At 67.7% G+C, this 19,269-nt stretch carries 16 protein-coding genes; 13 read left to right on the top strand and 3 right to left on the bottom strand.

The annotated features are described in order from the left end of the window. Positions 1-2 precede the first annotated feature (2 nt). Positions 3-1,682: an acyl-CoA dehydrogenase family protein gene (locus AB4061_RS14420; RefSeq protein WP_441634820.1), complete on the top strand. Its 1,680-nt coding sequence runs from the start codon at positions 3-5 to the stop codon at positions 1,680-1,682. A 33-nt stretch (positions 1,683-1,715) separates the two neighbouring features. On the opposite strand, the gene AB4061_RS14415 is transcribed toward AB4061_RS14420, so the two are convergent. Together AB4061_RS14415 and AB4061_RS14410 are read right to left on the bottom strand one after the other, a co-directional pair. Continuing rightward, positions 1,716-2,927, bottom strand: coding sequence for an HD-GYP domain-containing protein (locus AB4061_RS14415; RefSeq protein ID WP_441634819.1), 1,212 nt, complete (start codon positions 2,925-2,927; stop codon positions 1,716-1,718). Between the two features lie 143 nt (positions 2,928-3,070). After that, positions 3,071-3,808, bottom strand: coding sequence for a helix-turn-helix domain-containing protein (locus AB4061_RS14410; RefSeq protein WP_441634817.1), 738 nt, complete (start codon positions 3,806-3,808; stop codon positions 3,071-3,073). Between the two features lie 184 nt (positions 3,809-3,992). Here AB4061_RS14410 and AB4061_RS14405 point away from each other — a divergent pair, with 184 nt between their 5' ends. From AB4061_RS14405 to AB4061_RS14360, 10 genes are all read left to right on the top strand, one after another. Beyond that, positions 3,993-5,159, top strand: coding sequence for an NAD(P)/FAD-dependent oxidoreductase (locus tag AB4061_RS14405; RefSeq protein ID WP_441634994.1), 1,167 nt, complete (start codon positions 3,993-3,995; stop codon positions 5,157-5,159). Between the two features lie 88 nt (positions 5,160-5,247). Continuing rightward, positions 5,248-6,702, top strand: a complete 1,455-nt coding sequence (locus AB4061_RS14400; protein WP_441634815.1) for a M81 family metallopeptidase — start codon at positions 5,248-5,250, stop codon at positions 6,700-6,702. A gap of 66 nt (positions 6,703-6,768) precedes the next feature. Then, positions 6,769-8,352, top strand: a complete 1,584-nt coding sequence (locus AB4061_RS14395; protein ID WP_441634813.1) for an ABC transporter substrate-binding protein — start codon at positions 6,769-6,771, stop codon at positions 8,350-8,352. Between the two features lie 41 nt (positions 8,353-8,393). Next, positions 8,394-9,329 (top strand): ABC transporter permease, encoded by a 936-nt coding sequence (locus AB4061_RS14390; RefSeq protein ID WP_441634811.1) that lies wholly within the window; start codon positions 8,394-8,396, stop codon positions 9,327-9,329. A 41-nt stretch (positions 9,330-9,370) separates the two neighbouring features. Beyond that, a complete protein-coding gene (locus AB4061_RS14385; RefSeq protein WP_441634809.1) occupies positions 9,371-10,273 on the top strand; it encodes an ABC transporter permease in 903 nt (300 codons plus the stop codon). A gap of 14 nt (positions 10,274-10,287) precedes the next feature. Then, on the top strand, positions 10,288-11,331 hold the full coding sequence (locus tag AB4061_RS14380; RefSeq protein ID WP_441634807.1) for an ABC transporter ATP-binding protein: 1,044 nt from the start codon (positions 10,288-10,290) through the stop codon (positions 11,329-11,331). After that, positions 11,328-12,320, top strand: a complete 993-nt coding sequence (locus AB4061_RS14375) for an ABC transporter ATP-binding protein (RefSeq protein ID WP_441634805.1) — start codon at positions 11,328-11,330, stop codon at positions 12,318-12,320. The genes AB4061_RS14380 and AB4061_RS14375 overlap by 4 nt, the downstream gene beginning before the upstream one ends. A 41-nt stretch (positions 12,321-12,361) precedes the next feature. Continuing rightward, a complete protein-coding gene (locus tag AB4061_RS14370) occupies positions 12,362-13,825 on the top strand; it encodes an N-acyl-D-amino-acid deacylase family protein (RefSeq protein ID WP_441634803.1) in 1,464 nt (487 codons plus the stop codon). A 177-nt stretch (positions 13,826-14,002) separates the two neighbouring features. Then, positions 14,003-14,296 carry a putative quinol monooxygenase gene (locus tag AB4061_RS14365; protein WP_006160712.1) on the top strand — a complete coding sequence of 98 codons (294 nt, stop codon included), beginning with the start codon at positions 14,003-14,005 and terminating at the stop codon, positions 14,294-14,296. A gap of 199 nt (positions 14,297-14,495) precedes the next feature. Further along, positions 14,496-15,506 (top strand): cysteine synthase A, encoded by a 1,011-nt coding sequence (locus AB4061_RS14360; RefSeq protein WP_441634801.1) that lies wholly within the window; start codon positions 14,496-14,498, stop codon positions 15,504-15,506. A 5-nt stretch (positions 15,507-15,511) separates the two neighbouring features. Here the strand turns inward: AB4061_RS14360 and prpR are convergent, their stop codons facing one another. After that, positions 15,512-17,563, bottom strand: a complete 2,052-nt coding sequence (gene prpR, locus AB4061_RS14355; protein WP_441634799.1) for a propionate catabolism operon regulatory protein PrpR — start codon at positions 17,561-17,563, stop codon at positions 15,512-15,514. Positions 17,564-17,849: 286 nt separating this feature from the next. Here prpR and prpB point away from each other — a divergent pair, with 286 nt between their 5' ends. Next, the gene (gene prpB, locus AB4061_RS14350; RefSeq protein WP_441634797.1) at positions 17,850-18,758 is read left to right on the top strand and encodes a methylisocitrate lyase; all 909 of its coding nucleotides are present in this window, start codon (positions 17,850-17,852) and stop codon (positions 18,756-18,758) included. A gap of 66 nt (positions 18,759-18,824) precedes the next feature. Continuing rightward, positions 18,825-19,269: citrate/2-methylcitrate synthase (locus tag AB4061_RS14345; protein ID WP_441634795.1), on the top strand; the 445-nt coding region annotated here is incomplete at its 3' end.

Raw genomic sequence — 19,269 nt, 5'->3', positions numbered from 1 at the left:
CCATGACTGCCATGAACGCCACCCACGCCACGCGCGCCACCCACGTCATCACCAACCAGGTCCCGGAACTCAAGGACTACAACCTCTACACCAGCGACCCCGGCATCCGCCGCGCGGTTGCGCGCGCGGGCGCGGAATGGAACGAGGGGGAACTCGAACGCCAGGGCGCCGTGCTCGGTGCCGAGCAAACGATCCGGCATGCCGAAGATGCTAATCGCCATCACCCCGAGCTGCACACACATTCGCGCATCGGCGAGCGCATCGACCAGGTGCGTTTCCACCCGGGCTGGCAGGCGCTGATGACCATTGCGCGCCGCAGCGGGCTGGCCAACCTGCCCTTCGCCGATACGCGCCCCTCGGCCTGGGCTTCCTACGCGGCCTCGCTCTATATGCATAGCCAGATCGAGTCCGGCTCGCTGTGCCCCACCAACATGACCCAGGCCTGCATCCCCGTGCTGCGCAAGGAGCCGGCATTGTTCGCACAGTTCGGCGACAAGCTGCTGACGCAGGCCTACGACCCGCGCGACCTTCCCATCGAACACAAACACTCGATCAACGTGGGCATGGGCATGACCGAGAAGCAAGGCGGCTCCGACGTGCGCGCCAACACCACGCGCGCCGTGCCCAGCCGCGGCGAGGGGCGTGGAGCCGAGTACCTGATCACCGGCCACAAGTGGTTCTTCTCCGCGCCGATGTCGGATGCCCACCTGGTGCTGGCAAACACCGAGGCCGGCTCCTCCTGCTTCTTCGTGCCACGCTGGCGCCCCGACGGCAGCAAGAACCCCATCGAGATCCAGCGCCTGAAGGACAAGGTGGGCAACCGCTCCAACTCCAGCAGCGAAGTCGAGTTCCGCGATGCCTGGGGCATCATGGTCGGCGAGGAAGGCCGCGGCATTCCCACCATCCTGGAGATGGCCACGTATAGCCGGCTTAACTGCTCGCTATCGAGCGCCGGTTTCCTGCGCCAGGCGCTGGTGCAGGCCCTGCACTACACGCGTCACCGCAGCGCCTTCGGCAAGCCGCTGATCCGCCAGCCGCTGATGGTCAGGCTGCTGGCCGACATGGCGCTGGAGGCCGAGGCCGCCATGCTGCTGGCCATGGACCTGGCCACCGCCTTCGAAGCCACCGACGATCCCGCCCGCCTGGCATGGCGCCGCATCCTCACGCCCGCTTCCAAATTCTGGATCTGCAAGCGCGCGGTGGAGATGACCGGCGAGGCCATGGAAATCTTCGGCGGCAACGGCTACGTGGAAGATGGCCCCATGGGCCGGCTGTTCCGCGAAGCCCCGGTCAACTCGATCTGGGAGGGCTCCGGCAACGTGATGTGCCTGGACGTGCTACGCGCCATCGGCCGCAACCCGGACGACTACCTGCGGGTGCTGGAACACATGAGCGCGGTCGGCGCGGACGAGCCGCGCATCCAGGCCAGCGTGGCGGCATTGCGCGCGGCGCTGCGCCTGCCCGAGGAGGAGCAGCAGGCCGAGGCACGCCGCACCACCACGCGGCTGGTGCTGACCGCCCAGGCCTGCCTGATGCGCCAGCATGCCGAGGCGGCCACCGCCGACGCCTTCCTTGCCAGCCGCTTCGACCCGGAATGGGGCGCCGTAATGGGTATCAGTGCGGGCATCGGCGCGGGCGGGGGCAATGCCGCGCGCATCCTGGAGCTGGCCTGGGCCGCCTGACGCCAGCACGGCATTGCCGCACCGTGGCAGGGTTCAAGCCGCGCACAGCTCCAGCAACTGCTCGTCGCGAAAGCCCCATTGCGCCGGATCCTCGAACCCCACCACGGTGTCCTCCGTCTCGCGCAGATCGAGCGTCTCGGGGCCGAGGTGGGCGGCCTCGCTCACCGAATAGAACACCTTGACCTGCGGGCGCAGCGGCTCGTTGTCGTTCTGCGCGAAGACCACCGCCAGCCGTCCGGAGCGCAAGCGCAGCACCGTGCCCAGCGGATAGATGCCAATGGACCGGGTGAAGGCCTGGAACACCGTACGATCGAACAGCGTATCCGCCCGCACCGCCATATACTCCAGCGCCCGCGCAGGCGTCCACGCCTGGTGCCCGGGCCGGTTGGAGGTCAGGGAATCATAGGCATCGCACACCGCGGCGATCTTGGCGTGCACGCTGATCTCGTTGCCATGCAGGCCAAATGGGTAGCCGCGCCCGTCGATGCGCTCGTGGTGGTGCATGCAGACATCGAGGGGAATATTGCTGTAGAGCTTAGCCTCGTTGAGGACGCGGTAACCCACCGAAGGATGGCGCTGCACCATCGCTACCTCGGCGGCGGTCATCTCGCCCTGCTTGTGCAGCACGTGCGTGGGCACGGAAATCTTGCCGATATCGTGCACCAGGCCCGCCAGCCCGAGCTGCTGCACCGCGGCATTGTCCAGGCCAAGGGTGCGGCCCAGCGCGATCATCAGCGCGCAGACCGCGAAGGAATGCAGATAGGTGTAGTCGTCCCGCACCTTGAGCCGCGCCAGCGCGATCAGGGCCTGCGAATGGCGGGTCAGCGAATTCGATACGGAATCGACCAGCATCAGGGCGCCCTCCACCTCCAGCGCCCGGCCCATGCGGGCATTCGTGAACATCGACCCGACCACCGCCTTGCCGTTCTTCATCACCTCCCGGGCCAGCCCGAACTCCACCTCCAGCGGCACCCCCGATTGCGGCACGGCGCCGGCCGGCTCGTCGGCGACGGGCTTCACGTTCAAGGATCCCGATGCCGCGAGTTGCGCGGGCGGCGGCACACCCTTGCCCTTGAGCAGATCGATCCAGACCTCCTCGACCTTGGAGGCGATCATCTGGTCGATCTGTTCCTGGCTGTTCACCAGGAACCGGGAGCGCCAGAAGGGATGCTCCAGCCATGGCCCCCCCACCCTGGCCACGAACATTCCGACTTGAAGCTGTTGGGTCTTGATCCGTTTCAGCATGCCAGCTCCTCGCGTACAGATTGAATAAGGCGTGGCCGCTTAACGGCAAGGAGACAAAATACTTTAGGCCTGGCGACCCGCATGCACGGTTGGAGGCAGGCGAGTAGCCCGTCAACACTTCAACCCTTCAACCCTTCAATCCCTCAATCCTTCCCCCCCTTGCCCTGCCCCCTGCCGGCAGCGGCTTTCCCCCGCGGCCGCCTGGCCGCAGGTTTCGGCGCGGCTTCCGTCTCCCCGGCCTGGGCGGACTTCATGAAGCGGCTTTCGCTGGTCATCACGCCGACGATCCGTGCGAGCTGGCGACTCAGGCTGATATAGGCGTGGCCCATGCGGGCGTCGAAGTACAGCGAATCGCCGCGCGCCAGATGCACCCGCTCGCCGCCGTCGAAATGCACCTCGATCTCGCCGGAGAGTACGTACACGAACTCCTCGCCGGGATGGCGCGCGAAATCCTCGGGCCCCGCGATACGGCGCGCGTGCACGGTGCTGACCACCGGGATCATCTGCTTTCCCACCGCCTCGGTGCCGAGGAATTCATAGGAAAACGACACGCCCCGATAGGTCACGCCCTCGCCTGAGCGCGTCACGACGGGCCCCTGGAATGGCGCAGTCTTCGCGCCAGCGCCCGCGAACATCGAGCCCATGTCCATGCGCAGCGCCTTGCCCAGCGCGGCGAAATTCTCGTAGCCCAATGCCAGCTGCCCGCGCTCCGCGCGCGAGATGGTGGTGATCGACACGCCCGACAGCTCGGCCAGATGTGCCAGCGTCCAGCCAAAGGCCTTGCGCGCACTGCGCAGACGCTTGCCAAAGGTCTCGCGGTCGAGTGTGCGCGACTCGTCGCTATCGTCGCTGCCGCGCCCCGGGGCGATGTGAGTTTTCAAGCCTGCGTCCTTTTTTTCCGTTGGAGCGGATGCTATCAGACGGCGCGGCCGGGTAGATTCCATGCCGCTCACTTTAGTGCAAAATTTGCGTATCCGCAATTTGCATATTCGCAAATTCTTGAATACACTCACTCGCATTCCAAAGCACCAGCGCCCCACGAGCGCGCTCAGCCCCACCACCATCATGCGCACAACTCACGCTGCTTCGCCGATCTCAGCCGACTACCTCGTCATCGGGGGTGGCATCGCCGGCGCGTCCGTCGCGCACTGGCTCGCGCCGCATGGCCGCGTCATCGTGCTCGAGCGCGAGGCCCAGCCTGGCTACCACTCGACCGGCCGCTCGGCGGCACTCTTCATGGAGAGCTATGGCACCCAGCAGGTACGCGCGCTGACGATGGCAAGCCGCGCCTTCCTGCAGGACCCGCCGCCGGGCTTTGCCTCGCATCCGCTGCTCACCCCGCGCGGCGCGCTCATGATCGCCGGCCCCGGGCAATTGCCGCTGCTCGAAGCGCACTGGGAGATGCTGCGCGCCATGGACCCCGATGCGCGCCGCCTGAGCGCCGAGCAAGCACGCGAGCGCGTGCCCGCGCTGCGGCCAGAACAGGTGCTGGGCGCCGTGTACGAGCCCAACGCCGCGGACATGGACGTGCATGCCATCCACCAAGGCTATCTGCGCGGCATGCGCCAGGCTGGCGGCAAGCTGGTGTGCGATGCCGAAGCCAGCGCAATTACGCGCGTGCAGGACCACTGGCGCGTGGAGGCGGGCGGGGTGGTGTACGAAGCGCCCGTGCTGCTCAACGCCGCCGGCGCCTGGGTCGATGCCATTGCGCGGCTGGCCGGCGTGCAGCCCCTGGGAATCGAGCCCCGCCGCCGCTCCGCGTTTATCTTCGCGCCGCCCGCGGGCATGGACACGGACCACTGGCCCATGGTCTTCGGCGCCGACGAGGACTGGTACTTCAAGCCCGATGCCGGCATGTTGCTGGGCTCGCCGGCCAATGCCGATCCGGTCGAGCCGCAGGACATCCAGCCCGAGGAAATGGATATCGCGCTTGCCATCCACCGCATCGAGGAAGCCACCTCGCTGTCGATCCGACGCCCTACCCGCACCTGGGCCGGGCTGCGCTCCTTCGTCGCCGACGGCGACCTGGTCGGCGGTTTTGACGACGCGGTACCCGGCTTCTTCTGGGTCGCGGGCCAGGGCGGCTATGGCATCCAGACTTCGGCCGCCATGGGCGAAACCTGCGCCGCGCTTGCGCGCGGCCTGCCCGTGCCCGCGCATCCCGCATCGTTCGGCCTGACCGCCGAGATGCTGGGGCCCGCGCGGCTGCGCCGCTTGGCTGGCTCGACCTGAATTCCGCTTGCCCCCCAACCGCCAATCACCAATCACCAATCACCAACCGCCAATCACCAACCGCCAAATTGACCAGGAGTTCACCATCGTGCGTGTCTTCAGTGCCTCCCTCGCCACCGAAACCAACACCTTCGGGCCGATGCCGACCGGCCTCGCGTCCTTCAGGGACCGCGGCTACTTCCCGGCCGGCCAGCACCCAGAGCAGATGACGTTCTTCTCCGGCCCGCTGTGGGCCGCCCGGCTGCGCGGCAAGGAGCGCGGCTGGCAGTTGTCCGAAGGCATGGTAGCCGGCGCGCAGCCCAGCGGCACGACCACGCGCCATGCCTACGAAACCCTGCGCGAGGAACTGCTGGCCGACCTGCGCGCGGCGCTGCCCGTGGACATGGTGCTGCTAGGGCTGCACGGCGCGATGGTGGCCGATGGCTATGACGATTGCGAAGGCGACTTGCTGCAGCGCGTGCGCGCCATCGTCGGGCCGGAGGTGGTGATCGGGGCGGAACTCGATCCGCACAGCCACCTGACACCGGAGATGGTGGCGTACGCCGACGTGCTGATCGCCTTCAAGGAATACCCGCACACCGACGTGCTGGAGCGCGCCCTGGAACTGGTCGACCTGTGCGCGGCCAAGGTGCAAGGCAAGGTCCGCCCCGTGGCTGCCGTGGTCGACTGCGAGATGATCGTGACCGTTCATACCTCGCGCGAGCCGGCGCGCGGCTTCGTGAACCGCATCCAATCGCTGGAAGGCCGGGACGGCGTGCTGTCGATCTCCATCGCGCACGGCTTCTCCTGGGGAGACGTGCCCGGCATGGGCACCAAGGTGCTGGTCTACACCGACGGCAACCAGGCCCAGGCCAATGCGCTGGCCCGCCAGCTGGCCGACGAGCTGATCGGCATGCGCGAAGCGCTCACGGTACGCTATCCGGACATCGACACCGCGCTCGACGAGGCCCTGGCCTTCGATGGCGGCCCGGTGGTGCTGGCAGACGGCGCGGACAATCCCGGGGGCGGCGCGGCGAGCGACTCCACCTTTATCCTGCGCCGCATGATCGAGCGGGGCATCGCCAACGCCGCCGTCGGCCCGCTGTGGGACCCGATCGCGGTGCGCATCGCCTTTGATGCGGGTGTGGGCGCGCGCCTGGCGATGCGCATCGGCGGCAAGATCAGCCCGCTCTCGGGTGATCCGCTGGACGTGGACTGCACGATCAAGGCGTTGCTGCCCGACATGGTGATGACCGGCCTGTCGAACGCGCCGGTGCAGATGGGCGATTGCGCGCTGGTGGAAGCCAACGGCATCGACATCGTGCTGATTACCCTGCGCAACCAGGCGATGGGCACGGATCTGTTCACGCAACTGGGCTGCGACCTCGCGCGCAAGAAAATCATCGTGGTGAAGTCCTCGCAGCATTTTTACGCATCGTTCTCGACGGTGGCCAGRCACGTGATCTACGCGGGCGCCCCCGGCGCCGTGACGCTCGACCTCACGACCCTGCCCTACCGCAAGGTGCGCCGGCCCAAGTGGCCGCTCGACGCAGCGTCGGCCTGAGCGCCGCGCGCCGGTTCGCAACGGCTACAACATAAGAACGACAACAACAAGACAGGAGACCCGTCCATGAAACCGAATCCCGCCCTGCGCGTCGCCCTCGCGGCGAGCGCGCTTGCCCTGGCCAGCGCCAGCCTTCCCGTGCTGGCGCAGACCAAGACGCTCAAGGTCGTGGCCCATGCCGACCTGAAGATCCTCGACCCGACCTTCACCACCGCCTACATCACGCGCAACTTCGGCTACATGGTCTACGACACGCTGTTCGCGCAGGACGCGAGCGGCAAGCCGCAACCGCAGATGGTGGAGAAGTACAGCAGCGCCAAGGACGGCAAGCAGTGGAGCTTCACCCTGCGCCCCGGCCTCAAGTTCTCGGATGGCAGCGCGGTCACCGCGGCCGACGCCGTCGCATCGCTGCAGCGCTGGGGCGCGCGCGACAGCCTGGGCCGCGCCATGGGTGACGCTGGCGCCGAATGGAAGGCGCTCGACGCGCGCAGTTTCACGCTCACGCTCAAGGAGCCCTTTGGCATGGTGCTCGATGCGCTGGCCAAGCCATCGGGCTTTCCGCCGGTGATCCTGCCGGAGCGCCTGGCCAGGATGCCCGCCACCGCGCCGCTGCCCGAGGTGATGGGCTCCGGCCCCTTCGTCTTCAAGCGCGACGAATGGGTGCCTGGCAACAAGGCGGTCTTCGTGCGCAACCCGAACTACGTGGCGCGCAGCGAGCCGGCGAGCGGCCTCGCCGGCAGCAAGAAGAGCCAGTTCGACCGCGTGGAATGGCTCTACCTGCCGGATGCCAACAGCGCCATCGCGGCGCTCAAGCGCGGCGAGGTCGACCTGGTGGAGCAGGTGCCGCCGGACTACATCGCCCCGCTGCGTGCCGACACCAGCGTCAAGATCGGCTCGGGCGGCGCCTACCAGGGCGTGCTGGTGATGAACCAGCTCCATCCGCCCTTCAATAACCCGAAGGTACGCCAGGCCTTCCTGCAGGCGGTGAGCCAGGAACGCTTCACCGCGGCCATGGGGTATCCACTCGATATGCGCATGAACTACTGCGCCACCTATTTCATCTGCGGCGGCCCCAACGATACGACGGCCGGCGCCGAGCCGTACCGCAAGGCCGACCTGGCGCGCGCCAAGCAGTTGCTCGGCGCGGCCGGCTACAAGGGCGAGAAGGTGGTGGTGCTAGTGCCCACCGACGTGCCCCAGCTCAACGCCGAAGCCTTGATGGCGGCGCAGACCATGCGCAGCATGGGCATGAACGTGGACATGCAGAACATGGACTGGGCATCCATTGGCGCGCGCCGCGCCAAGCGCGACGTGCCGGAGGCCGGCGGCTGGAGCATGTACGTGACAGTGGCGGGCGAGTTCGATTCGAATTCGCCGATCGCCAACGCTTACCTTGGCGCCGCCTGCGGCAACAGCCTGCCCGGCTGGCCCTGCGACAAGCCGCTCGATGCGCTGCGCACCGCCTGGATCCGCGAGACCGTGCCGGCCAAGCGCAAGGAATTGCTCGACGCCTTCCAGAAGCGCGCCTATGAGGCGGTGCCCTATGTGAATGCCGGCCAGTACTCGGCGGCCTTCGCGGCGCGCGCCAGCCTCAAGGGCGTCGACAAGCTGTGGGCTGGCATGCCCACGGTCTGGATGCTCGACAAATAAACAAGAAAGAAAGAAAAACGACCCACCGAGGAGACACAACGATGGGCTACCTGCTCCGACGCCTGGCCGCGACGCTACCCGTGATGGCGGTGGTAGCCATCGTGGTGTTCCTGCTGATCCACTTGTCGCCGGGCGACCCGGCGGCACTGATCGCGGGCGACCTTGCCACAGTCGACGACATCGCCAAACTGCGTGGCGCGCTGGGCCTGGACCTGCCGCTGTGGCGGCAGTTCGTGCTGTGGCTCGGCCGGCTCGCCACCGGCGATCTCGGCACCTCGATCTTCACCCAGGTGCCGGTGGCCCGGCTGCTGGCGCAACGGCTGGAACCCACGGCCTCGATCGCCGCGCTGACCATGCTGCTGACCTTGCTGGTCGCGGTGCCGCTGGGCACGCTTGCGGCCTACCGCGCCGGCAGCTGGATCGACCGGCTGGTGATGCTGTTCGCGGTGCTGGCGTTTTCGCTGCCGGTGTTCCTGGTGGGCTACCTGCTGGTCTATGCCTTCGCCATCCAGCTGCCGTGGTTTCCGGTGCAGGGTTACGCACGCTTCGCCGACGGCACCGGCGAATGGCTGCGCAGCCTGGTCCTGCCCTGCGTCAACCTGGCGCTGGTCTATATCGCGCTGGTGACGCGCATGACGCGCGCCACCGTGCTTGAGGTACTGCACGAGGACTACATCCGCACTGCGCGCGCCAAGGGCCTGGGCGTGCTGCCGGTGCTGGGCCATGCGCTGCGCAACGCGGCAATCCCGATCGCCACCACCATCGGCATGGGCATCGCGCTGCTGATCGGCGGCGTAGTCGTCACCGAGACCGTGTTCGCCATCCCGGGCGTCGGCCGCCTGGTGGTCGACTCGGTGCAGCGCCACGACTATCCGGTGATCCAGAGCGTGCTGTTGATCTCGGCCGGCGTCTACGTGTTGATCAACCTGATGATCGACCTGAGCTACCGCCTGTTCGATCCGCGCATCAAGTACTGACATCCGGTACCAATCCCATCCTTGCCGCGAGACCTGCCACCATGTCCACCTCCCTGCCCGTGACCGATGACACCGCCCCCAGCGCGGCGGTGCCGCAGGACACCCCCTTCGTGCTGCCGCGCTGGCACTGGGCGCGCAAGCACCCCACGCTGATCGCCGGTGCGCTGTTGCTGGCCGCGATTGCCGTGCTCTCCATCGGCGCGCCCTGGATCGCCACCTTCGACCCCCAGGATATCGATCCGCTGGCGCGCATGCAGCCGCCCTCGGCCGAGCACTGGTTCGGCACCGACGCGCTCGGCCGCGATGTGTTCAGCCGCGCGGTCTGGGGCGGGCGCGTCTCGATGGTCGTCGGCCTTGCGGTCGGCCTGCTCGCGACCGGTTTCGGCGTGCTGCTCGGCCTCGCCGCAGGCTTCGTGCGCTGGGCTGATTCTTTCGTGATGCGCGTGATGGACGGCTTGATGGCCATCCCCGGCATCCTGCTGGCCATCGCGCTGATGGCCGTCACGCAGGCCAGCCTCACCGCCGTGATCGTTGCCATCACCATCCCCGAAGTTCCGCGCGTGGTGCGGCTGGTGCGCTCGCTGGCGCTCACGCTGCGCGAGCAGCTCTACGTCGAGGCGGCACATGCGGTGGGCACCCGCCTGCCCGTGATCCTGGCGCGCCATGTGGTGCCTAATATGGTGGCGCCGCTGATCGTGCAGGCCACCTTCGTGGCCGCCGCCGCCGTGCTGACGGAAGCGGCCCTGTCCTTCCTGGGCGTCGGCGTGCCCGGGCAGACACCGAGCTGGGGCAACATGATGGCCGAGGGCCGCAACTTCGTGGCGGTGGCGTTCCATATCATCCTTTACCCCGGCATCCTGCTGGCCGCGACGGTGCTGGCGATCAACCTGCTGGGCGACGGCTTGCGAGACGCGCTCGACCCGCGCCTGGCGCGGCAACTCTGAAGGGGGGCACACCAATGACAACGACAATGTCCCGCGTTGCCCTGGCCACCGGGGAGCCGCTGCTCGAGGTAGACGACCTGCACACCCATTTCGACACGCTCACTGGGCCGGCCCGCTCGGTCAACGGCGTCTCGTACACCGTGCGCGCCGGCCAGACGCTTGGCGTGGTCGGCGAGTCCGGCTGCGGCAAGAGCGTGACGGCGCTGTCGATCATGCGGCTGCTGCCCACGCCGCCGGCACGCATCCGCGGCGCCGTGCGGCTGCGCGGCACCGACCTGCTGCAACTCAGCGAGCGCGAGATGCGCCGCATCCGCGGCAACCGCGTCTCGATGATCTTCCAGGAGCCGATGACCTCGCTGAACCCGGTGCTCACGATCGGCCGGCAGATTGCCGAGACGGTGCAGCTGCACCAAGGCGCAAGCCGTGCCGAGGCGCTCAAGCGCGCGGTGGAAATGCTGCGGCTGGTGCAGATCCCCGAGCCCGAGCGCCGCGTCAACGAATATCCGCACCAGCTCTCCGGCGGCATGCGCCAGCGCGTGATGATCGCGCTGGCGCTGGCCTGCAACCCGGAGGTGCTGATCGCCGACGAACCCACCACCGCGCTCGACGTCACCATCCAGGCCCAGATCCTGGACCTGATCCGCCGCTTGCAGAAAGAGCTAGGCATGGGGGTAGTCATGATCACGCACGACCTCGGCGTGGTGGCGGAGTGCTGCGACCGCGTGATCGTGATGTACGCCGGGCGCAAGGTCGAGGAAGCCAGCGTCATCGACCTGTTCGACCGCCCGCTGCACCCCTACACCCGCGCGCTGATGGCCTCGATGCCCTCGATGAACACCAGCAGCCAGCGCCTGGCCGAAATCCCCGGGCTGGTGCCATCGCCACAGGAAGCGCGCCGCGGCTGCGCGTTCGCGGCGCGCTGCCCGCATGCCGGCACGCGCTGCGCGCGCGAGATCCCGCAACTCACGCGCCACGGCGCAGACCATGCCGTGGCCTGCTTCGCGATCGAGGAAGGCCGCATCGAATGCAACCAGCCAGCCCAGGAAGCCATCGCATGAGCACCCCCACTGCCACGCCCTCGTCCCTGCTCAAGGTCGACCGGCTCAAGAAGCACTACATCGCGCCGCAGCGCTGGCTGGCGCCGCGCAAGCCGCCCATCCAGGCGGTGGACGGCGTGTCCTTCACCGTGGAGCGCGGCGAGACGCTCTCGCTGGTCGGCGAATCCGGCTGCGGCAAGACCACTACCGCCAAGTCGGTGCTGCGCCTGGTCGAACCCACCTCCGGCTCGGTGCAGCTCGATGGCGAGGAGCTGCTGGGCCTGTCGGCAAACGCCATGCGCCTGCGCCGGCGCGATCTGCAGATCATCTTCCAGGACCCCTACGCTTCGTTAAGCCCGCGCCTGACGGCGGGCGAGATCGTCAGCGAGCCGCTGCGCAATTTCGGCATGCATTCGCGTGCGGAACGCTCCGAACGCGTGCAGTGGCTGTTCAGCAAGGTCGGGCTGCGCCCGGAGGCGGCCAAGAAATTCCCGCACGAGTTCTCGGGCGGCCAGCGGCAGCGGCTGGGCATCGCGCGCGCGCTCGCGCTCAACCCCAAGCTGATCGTCTGCGACGAACCGGTGTCCGCGCTCGACGTCTCGGTGCAGGCGCAGGTGGTCAACCTGCTGATGGACCTGCAGGCCGAACTCGGCATCGCCTACCTGTTCGTCGCGCACGATCTTGCCGTGGTGCGCCATATCAGCCACCGGGTGGCTGTGATGTACCTCGGCCAGATCGTCGAGCTGGCCGACCGCGACACCTTGTTCCGCGCGCCGCGCCACCCGTACACGGAAATCCTGCTGTCCGCGGTGCCAGTACCCAATCCGCGCACGCCGGCCCGGCGCCTGCTGCTGCAAGGCGACCCGCCGAGCCCGGCCAACCCGCCATCGGGCTGCCGCTTTCACACGCGCTGCCCGCTGGCCCAAGCCGTATGCAAGGAGCAGGCGCCCGCCCTCACCGATCGGCCCTCCGCCGGCGGTGGGCATCAGGTGGCCTGCCATTTCCGCTGACCCGCTGACCGACTCGCTGCAAACCAAAAAAAAGGAACCCGATGTCCAACCCTGATTCCACGCACTACGAGCTGCTGATCGCTGGCGGCACCGTGATCGACGGCAGCAAGGCACCCCGCTTCAGCGCCGATATTGGCGTGCGCGGCGGCCGCATCGCGGCGATCGGCAATCTATGCGGGCACACCGCCGACCAGACGCTGAACGCGGCGGGCCAGATCGTCGCCCCCGGTTTCATCGATGCGCACACGCATGACGACCAGGCCGTGCTGTCGCAGGCCAACATGCCCTTCAAGATCTCGCAGGGCGTAACGACCGTGATTGCGGGCAACTGCGGCATCAGCGCCGCCCCGTTGCGCGCCGACATGGACCTGCCCATGCCGCTAAGCCTGATCGACTCGCCCGCCGAAGGCCGCTTCACCACCTTCGCTGCTTACCTCGATGCGTTGCGCGCCGCGCCAAGCTCCGTCAACGTGGCCGCGATGGTCGGGCATTCGACCTTGCGCGCGGTCACCATGCCGGCGCTCGACCGACCCGCCAATGCCGAAGAGATTGCCGCCATGCGGGCACTGGTCGAAGAGGCCATGCAGGCCGGCGCGATCGGCCTGTCGACCGGCACCTTCTACCCGCCTGCCGCCAAGGCGACAACCGAGGAGATCATCGAGGTCTGCCGGCCACTCAGCGCGCGCAAGGCGCTGTACGTGACGCATATGCGCGACGAGTCCGACCATGTCATGCAGTCGCTGGAAGAAACCTTCCGCATCGGCCGCGAGCTCGACGTGCCGGTGGTGGTGTCGCACCACAAGGTGCAGAACACCGCGAACTTTGGCAGGAGCCGGGTCACGCTGCCATTCATCCGTGAAACCATGAAGCACCAGTGCGTCTCGCTCGACTGCTACCCGTACACGGCCGGCTCCACCATGATCCGCACCGACCGCGGCATGCTCGAAGGCCGGGTGCTGATCTCCGCCAGCCAACCGCACCCCGAATGCGCGGGCCGCGATCTCGACGACATTGCCAGGGAATGGGGCGTGGCCAAGGACGAGGCCGCGCGCCGCCTGCAGCCCGGCAGCGCGGTCTACTTCCTGATGGACGAGAACGACGTCCAGCGCATCCTCGCCTTCGACGACACCATGATCGGCTCCGACGGCATTCCCGTTGGTGAGAGCCCGCATCCGCGCCTGTGGGGCACCTTCCCACGCGTACTCGGCCACTACTGCCGCGAGATCGGGCTGTTCCCGCTGGAGACGGCAGTCTGGAAGATGACCGGGCTGACAGCGCGCAACTTCGGCCTGCATCAGCGCGGCACGCTGGAGGTGGGCCACCATGCCGATATCGTCGTCTTCAGTGCCGAGAACGTGCGCGACGCCGCCAGCTACGAAACCCCCACCCGCCCGGCCGAAGGCATCGACGCCGTGATCGTCAACGGCGCCATTACCTGGCAGCACGGCGCGCACAGCGGGGCGCGCAACGGGCAGGTCATCACACGGCAGGCACGGCAGGACTAGCGGGGCGCGGGGCGATGGATTGCCAGCCCGCCCCTGCCGGGGCCGCTGGCCGCACCGCTATCGCCCAGGCGTGGACTTGTCAACCCGTCCAGATTATCCGGCCAATGTCCTAGGACATTCAGCCCAGGGCCTCGCCGCACGGCTACAATGGCGCGCCACACGCTTGCCGTTCACACCATGTCCACAACGTACACGCTTGTCGGAATTGCGCGCGCCAAGGCTCACCGCCGTGAAGTCCTGGTTGCCAAGCTGGCCGCGCTGCGCCTGCGCGGCGCCATGGAACCCGGCTGCCTGCGCTACCACGTGGGAGAAGACGCCGAGGATGCCGAGGTGTTTGTGCTCTATATGGAGTGGAATTCCAGGCACGCGCTGGAATCGCACCTCAACAGCGAATATGTGCGTGACTTTCACGCCACCCGGCAGGAGTTCCTGGAAGGGGATATCAATTTCCGGTGGTTGAATGCGGCCTGAATAAGGCCTGAATACGGCCTGAATACGGCCTGGCGGTCGCCCCGGCCGTGGCCAGAAAGCCACTCAAATCAAGTGCTGACAGCTAAAGCCGAGGCTGTCCTCGACTCTGGGCGCCCACCTGCTTGTCATTCCGCCGACGCCGATCTATCACTTTGAGTGACGCTCCACCACATCCGGAGCGCAACACCCGGAGTGCATCATGGACGTCAAGGATGGATTCGTCGGCACCATCGGCCATACACCGCTGATCCGGCTGGCAGGCCTGAGCGAGGAGACCGGTTGCGAAATCCTCGGCAAGGCCGAGTTCCTGAATCCGGGAGGCTCGGTCAAGGACCGGGCGGCGCTCTACATCATCCGCGACGCCGAGCGGCGCGGCGCGCTCAAGCCCGGCGGGACCGTAGTGGAAGGCACCGCCGGCAATACCGGCATCGGCCTGGCGCATCTGTGCGCCGCGCGCGGCTACCGCTGCATCGTGGTGATCCCCGACACCCAGTCCCCGGAAAAAATGGACCGCCTGCGGCTGCTCGGCGCCGAAGTGCGCACGGTGCCCGCGGCGCCCTACGCCGACCCCAACAACTACCAGAAGGTGGCCGGGCGCCTGGCCCAGGAGACGGAAAACGCCATCTGGGCGAACCAGTTCGACAACCTGGCGAACCGCCAGGCGCACTACGAAACCACCGGCCCGGAAATCTGGCACGACACCACCGGCAAGGTCGATGCCTTTGTCTGCGCCACCGGCACGGGCGGCACGCTGGCCGGCGTCGCGCGTTTCCTGAAGGAGAAGGAGCGCAACCCGCCCGTGCGCATCGTGCTGGCCGATCCGCACGGCAGCGGGCTGTATCACTTCGTCAAGCACCGCGAGGTCAAGGCCAAGGGCAACTCCATCACCGAGGGCATCGGCTCCAGCCGGATCACCGCCAACCTGGCGGACACCCCGATCGACGATGCGGTCCGGATCGACGACAAGACCTGCGTCGACATGGTCTACCGGCTGCTGCGCGAGGAAGGCTTATGGGTGGGCGGCTCGTCCGGCATCAACGTAGCGGCGGCGGCCTGGCTGGCCCGCGAGATGGGGCCGGGCCACACCATTGTGACCCTGCTGTGCGACCGCGGCGACCTGTATGCCGGACGCCTGTTCAATGCGGACTGGCTGGCGGCCAAGGGACTGACGCCGCGGCCCGTCGTGGCACAGCACCGAGAGCAGCCATGACATGACTACGGCGCCTCTTTCAGGCGCCGCCACAGGGTCGTGGCGCTGATGCCTAACTGATGACAGGCGGCGGCGCGGTTGCCCCCGCATTGCGCCAGCACGCGCCGGATATGCTCGGCCTGACTGGCGCGTGCCACGCCTGCGAGCGAGCCGGCCTCAGTCGAATCGTCACCCTCATCCCCCGCCTCACCTCTAGTGCTAGTGTCTCCCCCCTTTTCCGCCGCGCTGCGCAAGCCGCCAGCCAGCGGCGCAGGCTCGCCCTGCGGCTCCGTGCCAAACAGCTCCGGCGCCGCCGCCTGCAATTCAGCGAGCAAATCCCGGGGCGCCAGCTTGCGCCCCGCCACCAGCACGGCAATRCGTTCGGTCACGTTTTCCAGCTCGCGGATATTGCCCGGCCAGGCATAGCCCGCCAGCCTCGCCCGCACCGCTTGCGGCAGCGGCTGCGGCGCCGGCTGCCCCAGGCGTTCCTGGGCACGGCGGTAAAGCAGCTCCGCCAGCTCGGGCAGGTCGCCGGCGCGCTCGCGCAGCGGCGGCATCTCGATGCGCAGGATATTGAGGCGGTAGTAGAGATCCTGGCGAAAGCTGCCCTGGCGGACCAGTTCGCCCAGGTTGCGGTGCGTGGCGGCGATCACCCGCACATTGACCGGCACGGCCTCCAGGCCGCCGATCGGCAGTACCTGTTTTTCCTGCAGCACGCGCAGCAAGCGGGTCTGCAGCGCGGGCGGCATATCGCCCACCTCGTCCAGGAACAGCGTGCCATTGTGGGCGGACTCGAACAGGCCCGCCTTGCCGCCGCGGCGTGCGCCGGTAAAGGCGCCCTCTTCGTAGCCGAACAGCTCGCTTTCCAGCAGGGACTCCGGAAAKGCCGCGCAATTGACCGCCACGAACGGGAATACGCGGCGCGGGCTGGCGTCGTGCATGCCCTGGGCCAGCACCTCCTTGCCGGTGCCGCTTTCGCCGCCCACCAGCACGGTGGAATCCACCGCCGCATAGCGCCGCGCCAGTTCGCGCAGGTGATGCATGGCCGGGGATGCGCCAGCGAGGTCATCCAGGCTGTAGCGCACTCCGGCCGGCCGCGCGCGGCTGCGCGAGCGAAGGCTGCGGTCGACCCGGTGGATGGCATTGGCGTCCTGCAGCGTCAGCACAGCGCCGGTGGCGCCGCTCTCGGTGACGATGGGGATGCGGTTGACCACCACCATCTTGTCGCCAAGCTTGTGGATGGCCTCGAGCTCCTTGCTGCCGCTGTGCATCACGCCATCGAGCGAGAGCGCGGGGGCCAGCGCTTGCAGCTTGCGGCCCAGCGCGGCGGCCGGCGCCGTGCCGAGAAAACGCTCCATGGCCGGGTTGTAGGTCTGGATGCGCCCGTCCGCGTCGACCGCGGCCACGCCTTCGTTCAGGTGAGCCAGGATCGTGTTGACGTAGTCGCGCCGGCCGGACTCGATGCGGCGCAAGCGGGCCGCTTCGATCACATCCTCCAGCGCACCCCGCACCGAATTGCCTGAATACAGGAACACGCCGATCAGGCCGATCTTGTCCGCCAGGTCAGTCACCATGCCCGGCCCTACCACCACCTTCACGCCCTCTTGCTTGAGGGCCTTCACGCGGGCGGCAGCATCATCCTCGGTCAGGTACGTGTAGGCCGGGATGGACAGGGAAAAAGACCGCACGAATTCGTCCACCTCCGGATAGGTAGCGGCGTGTGTCACCAGCGCCACCTTCGGCGAGATGCGCCGCGCCGTCGCCAGCGCGCTCATCACATCGAAGCCGGTCACCTTGACCAGCACCACCGGCACATCGACGTGCTGGCGCAGGTAGGCGCCATTGGAGCCGCCCGCCACCACGGCATCGAGCCTGCCCTCGCGCGCTTCGCGGGCGACGGCGCTGGCGGCGGCCGCGTAGCCCTTGCCCACGATGCGGAACTCGGCCTGCGCGGCGTAGGCCGGGATCAGGTCGGCAAAGGCCCGGGACAGGCGGCTGATGCCGATGGCCCAGATTCGCGGACGGGCCGGCGTGGCCGTGCCGGAGGGGGGGATGGACGGGAGGATGCCGGATTGCATGGCGACGGAAAACGCTGCAGATACGCCGGATGGCGCTAATCTTCAGATTGTGCGCCCTCGCGGATTGCATTTCAATCTTGAAATACAATCCTTTCAAATTTGAAATTCATCACACATCAGCGACACAACGCAGCCCCGGCCGCGAAGCCTCAGGAATCGCCGCCAGCCCAGGACTGGCAAGGGCACCTACCCCATGCCACCCTCCCGCGCGAGGCCCCATGCACGGCCGAAAACAGGCTGGCACACCCCTTGCGCTTATCCGCAGTCCACTCCTAAAGCGATGATCATGACCTTCTCCACTTCCGACCTCGCCCGCTCCGCCGGCGCCCGCTTCCGCCAGGCACTGGCCGATGAGCATCCCCTGCAGGTCGTCGGCACGATCAATGCCAACCATGCCTTGCTGGCCAAGCGCGCGGGCTACCGCGCCATCTACCTGTCGGGCGGCGGCGTGGCCGCGGGCTCGCTCGGCCTGCCGGACCTGGGCATCTCCAACCTGGACGACGTGCTGACCGACGTGCGCCGCATCACCGACGTGTGCGATGTGCCGCTGCTGGTCGACGTGGACACCGGCTTCGGCGCCTCCGCCTTCAACGTGGCGCGCACCACCAAGTCGCTGATCAAGTTCGGCGCGGGCGCGATGCATATCGAAGACCAGGTCGGCGCCAAGCGCTGCGGCCACCGTCCGGGCAAGGAAATCGTCTCGCAGGGCGAAATGGTCGACCGCATCAAGGCGGCCGTCGATGCCCGTACCGACGAGAATTTCGTCATCATGGCCCGCACCGACGCGCTGGCCGTGGAAGGCCTGGACAAGGCCATCGAGCGGGCCGTGGCCTGCGTGGAAGCCGGCGCCGACGCCATCTTCCCGGAAGCCATGACCGACCTGGCCATGTACCGCAAGTTCGTTGACGCCGTGAAGGTGCCGGTGCTGGCGAACATCACCGAATTTGGCGCTACGCCGCTGTTCACCACCGAGGAACTGGGTGGTGCCGGCGTGTCGATGGTCCTCTACCCGCTGTCGGCCTTCCGCGCCATGAACAAGGCCGCCGAAAACGTGTACGCTGCAATCCGCCGCGACGGCACGCAGCAGAACGTGGTCAATACCATGCAGACGCGCGCCGAGCTGTACGAAAGCATCGGCTATCACGACTTTGAGCAAAAACTGGACGCCCTGTTTGCCCAGGGCAAGGCCAAGTAAGCACACCAGCAGCACTCGAACAGCACACGAGCACACGAGCACAGCAACCCCAAGGAGACTCCCCCCATGTCCGAAGCGCAACCGCTAGCCGCCCCGAAGCCCAAGAAATCCGTCGCCCTGTCGGGCGTGACCGCCGGCAATACCGCGCTGTGCACGGTCGGCCGTACCGGCAACGACCTGCACTACCGCGGCTACGACATCCTCGACATCGCCGAGACCTGCGAATTCGAGGAAATCGCCCACCTGCTGGTGCACGGCAAGCTCCCCACCCACGCCGAACTGGCTGCCTACAAGGCCAAGCTCAAGGCCCTGCGCGGCCTGCCCGCCAACGTCAAGGCCGCCCTCGAATGGGTGCCCGCCAGCGCCCACCCGATGGACGTGATGCGCACCGGCGTGTCCGTGCTCGGCACCGTGCTGCCGGAAAAGGACGACCACAACACCCCCGGCGCGCGCGACGTCGCCGACCGAAGGACGACCACAACACCCCCGGCGCGCGCGACGTCGCCGACCG

Source organism: Cupriavidus sp. YAF13, assembly GCF_052113425.1.
In the GTDB taxonomy this organism is placed as follows: Bacteria; Pseudomonadota; Gammaproteobacteria; order Burkholderiales; family Burkholderiaceae; genus Cupriavidus.
Note: the sequence above shows the minus strand (reverse complement) of the source record. Positions and strands in the feature narration are given on the sequence as shown.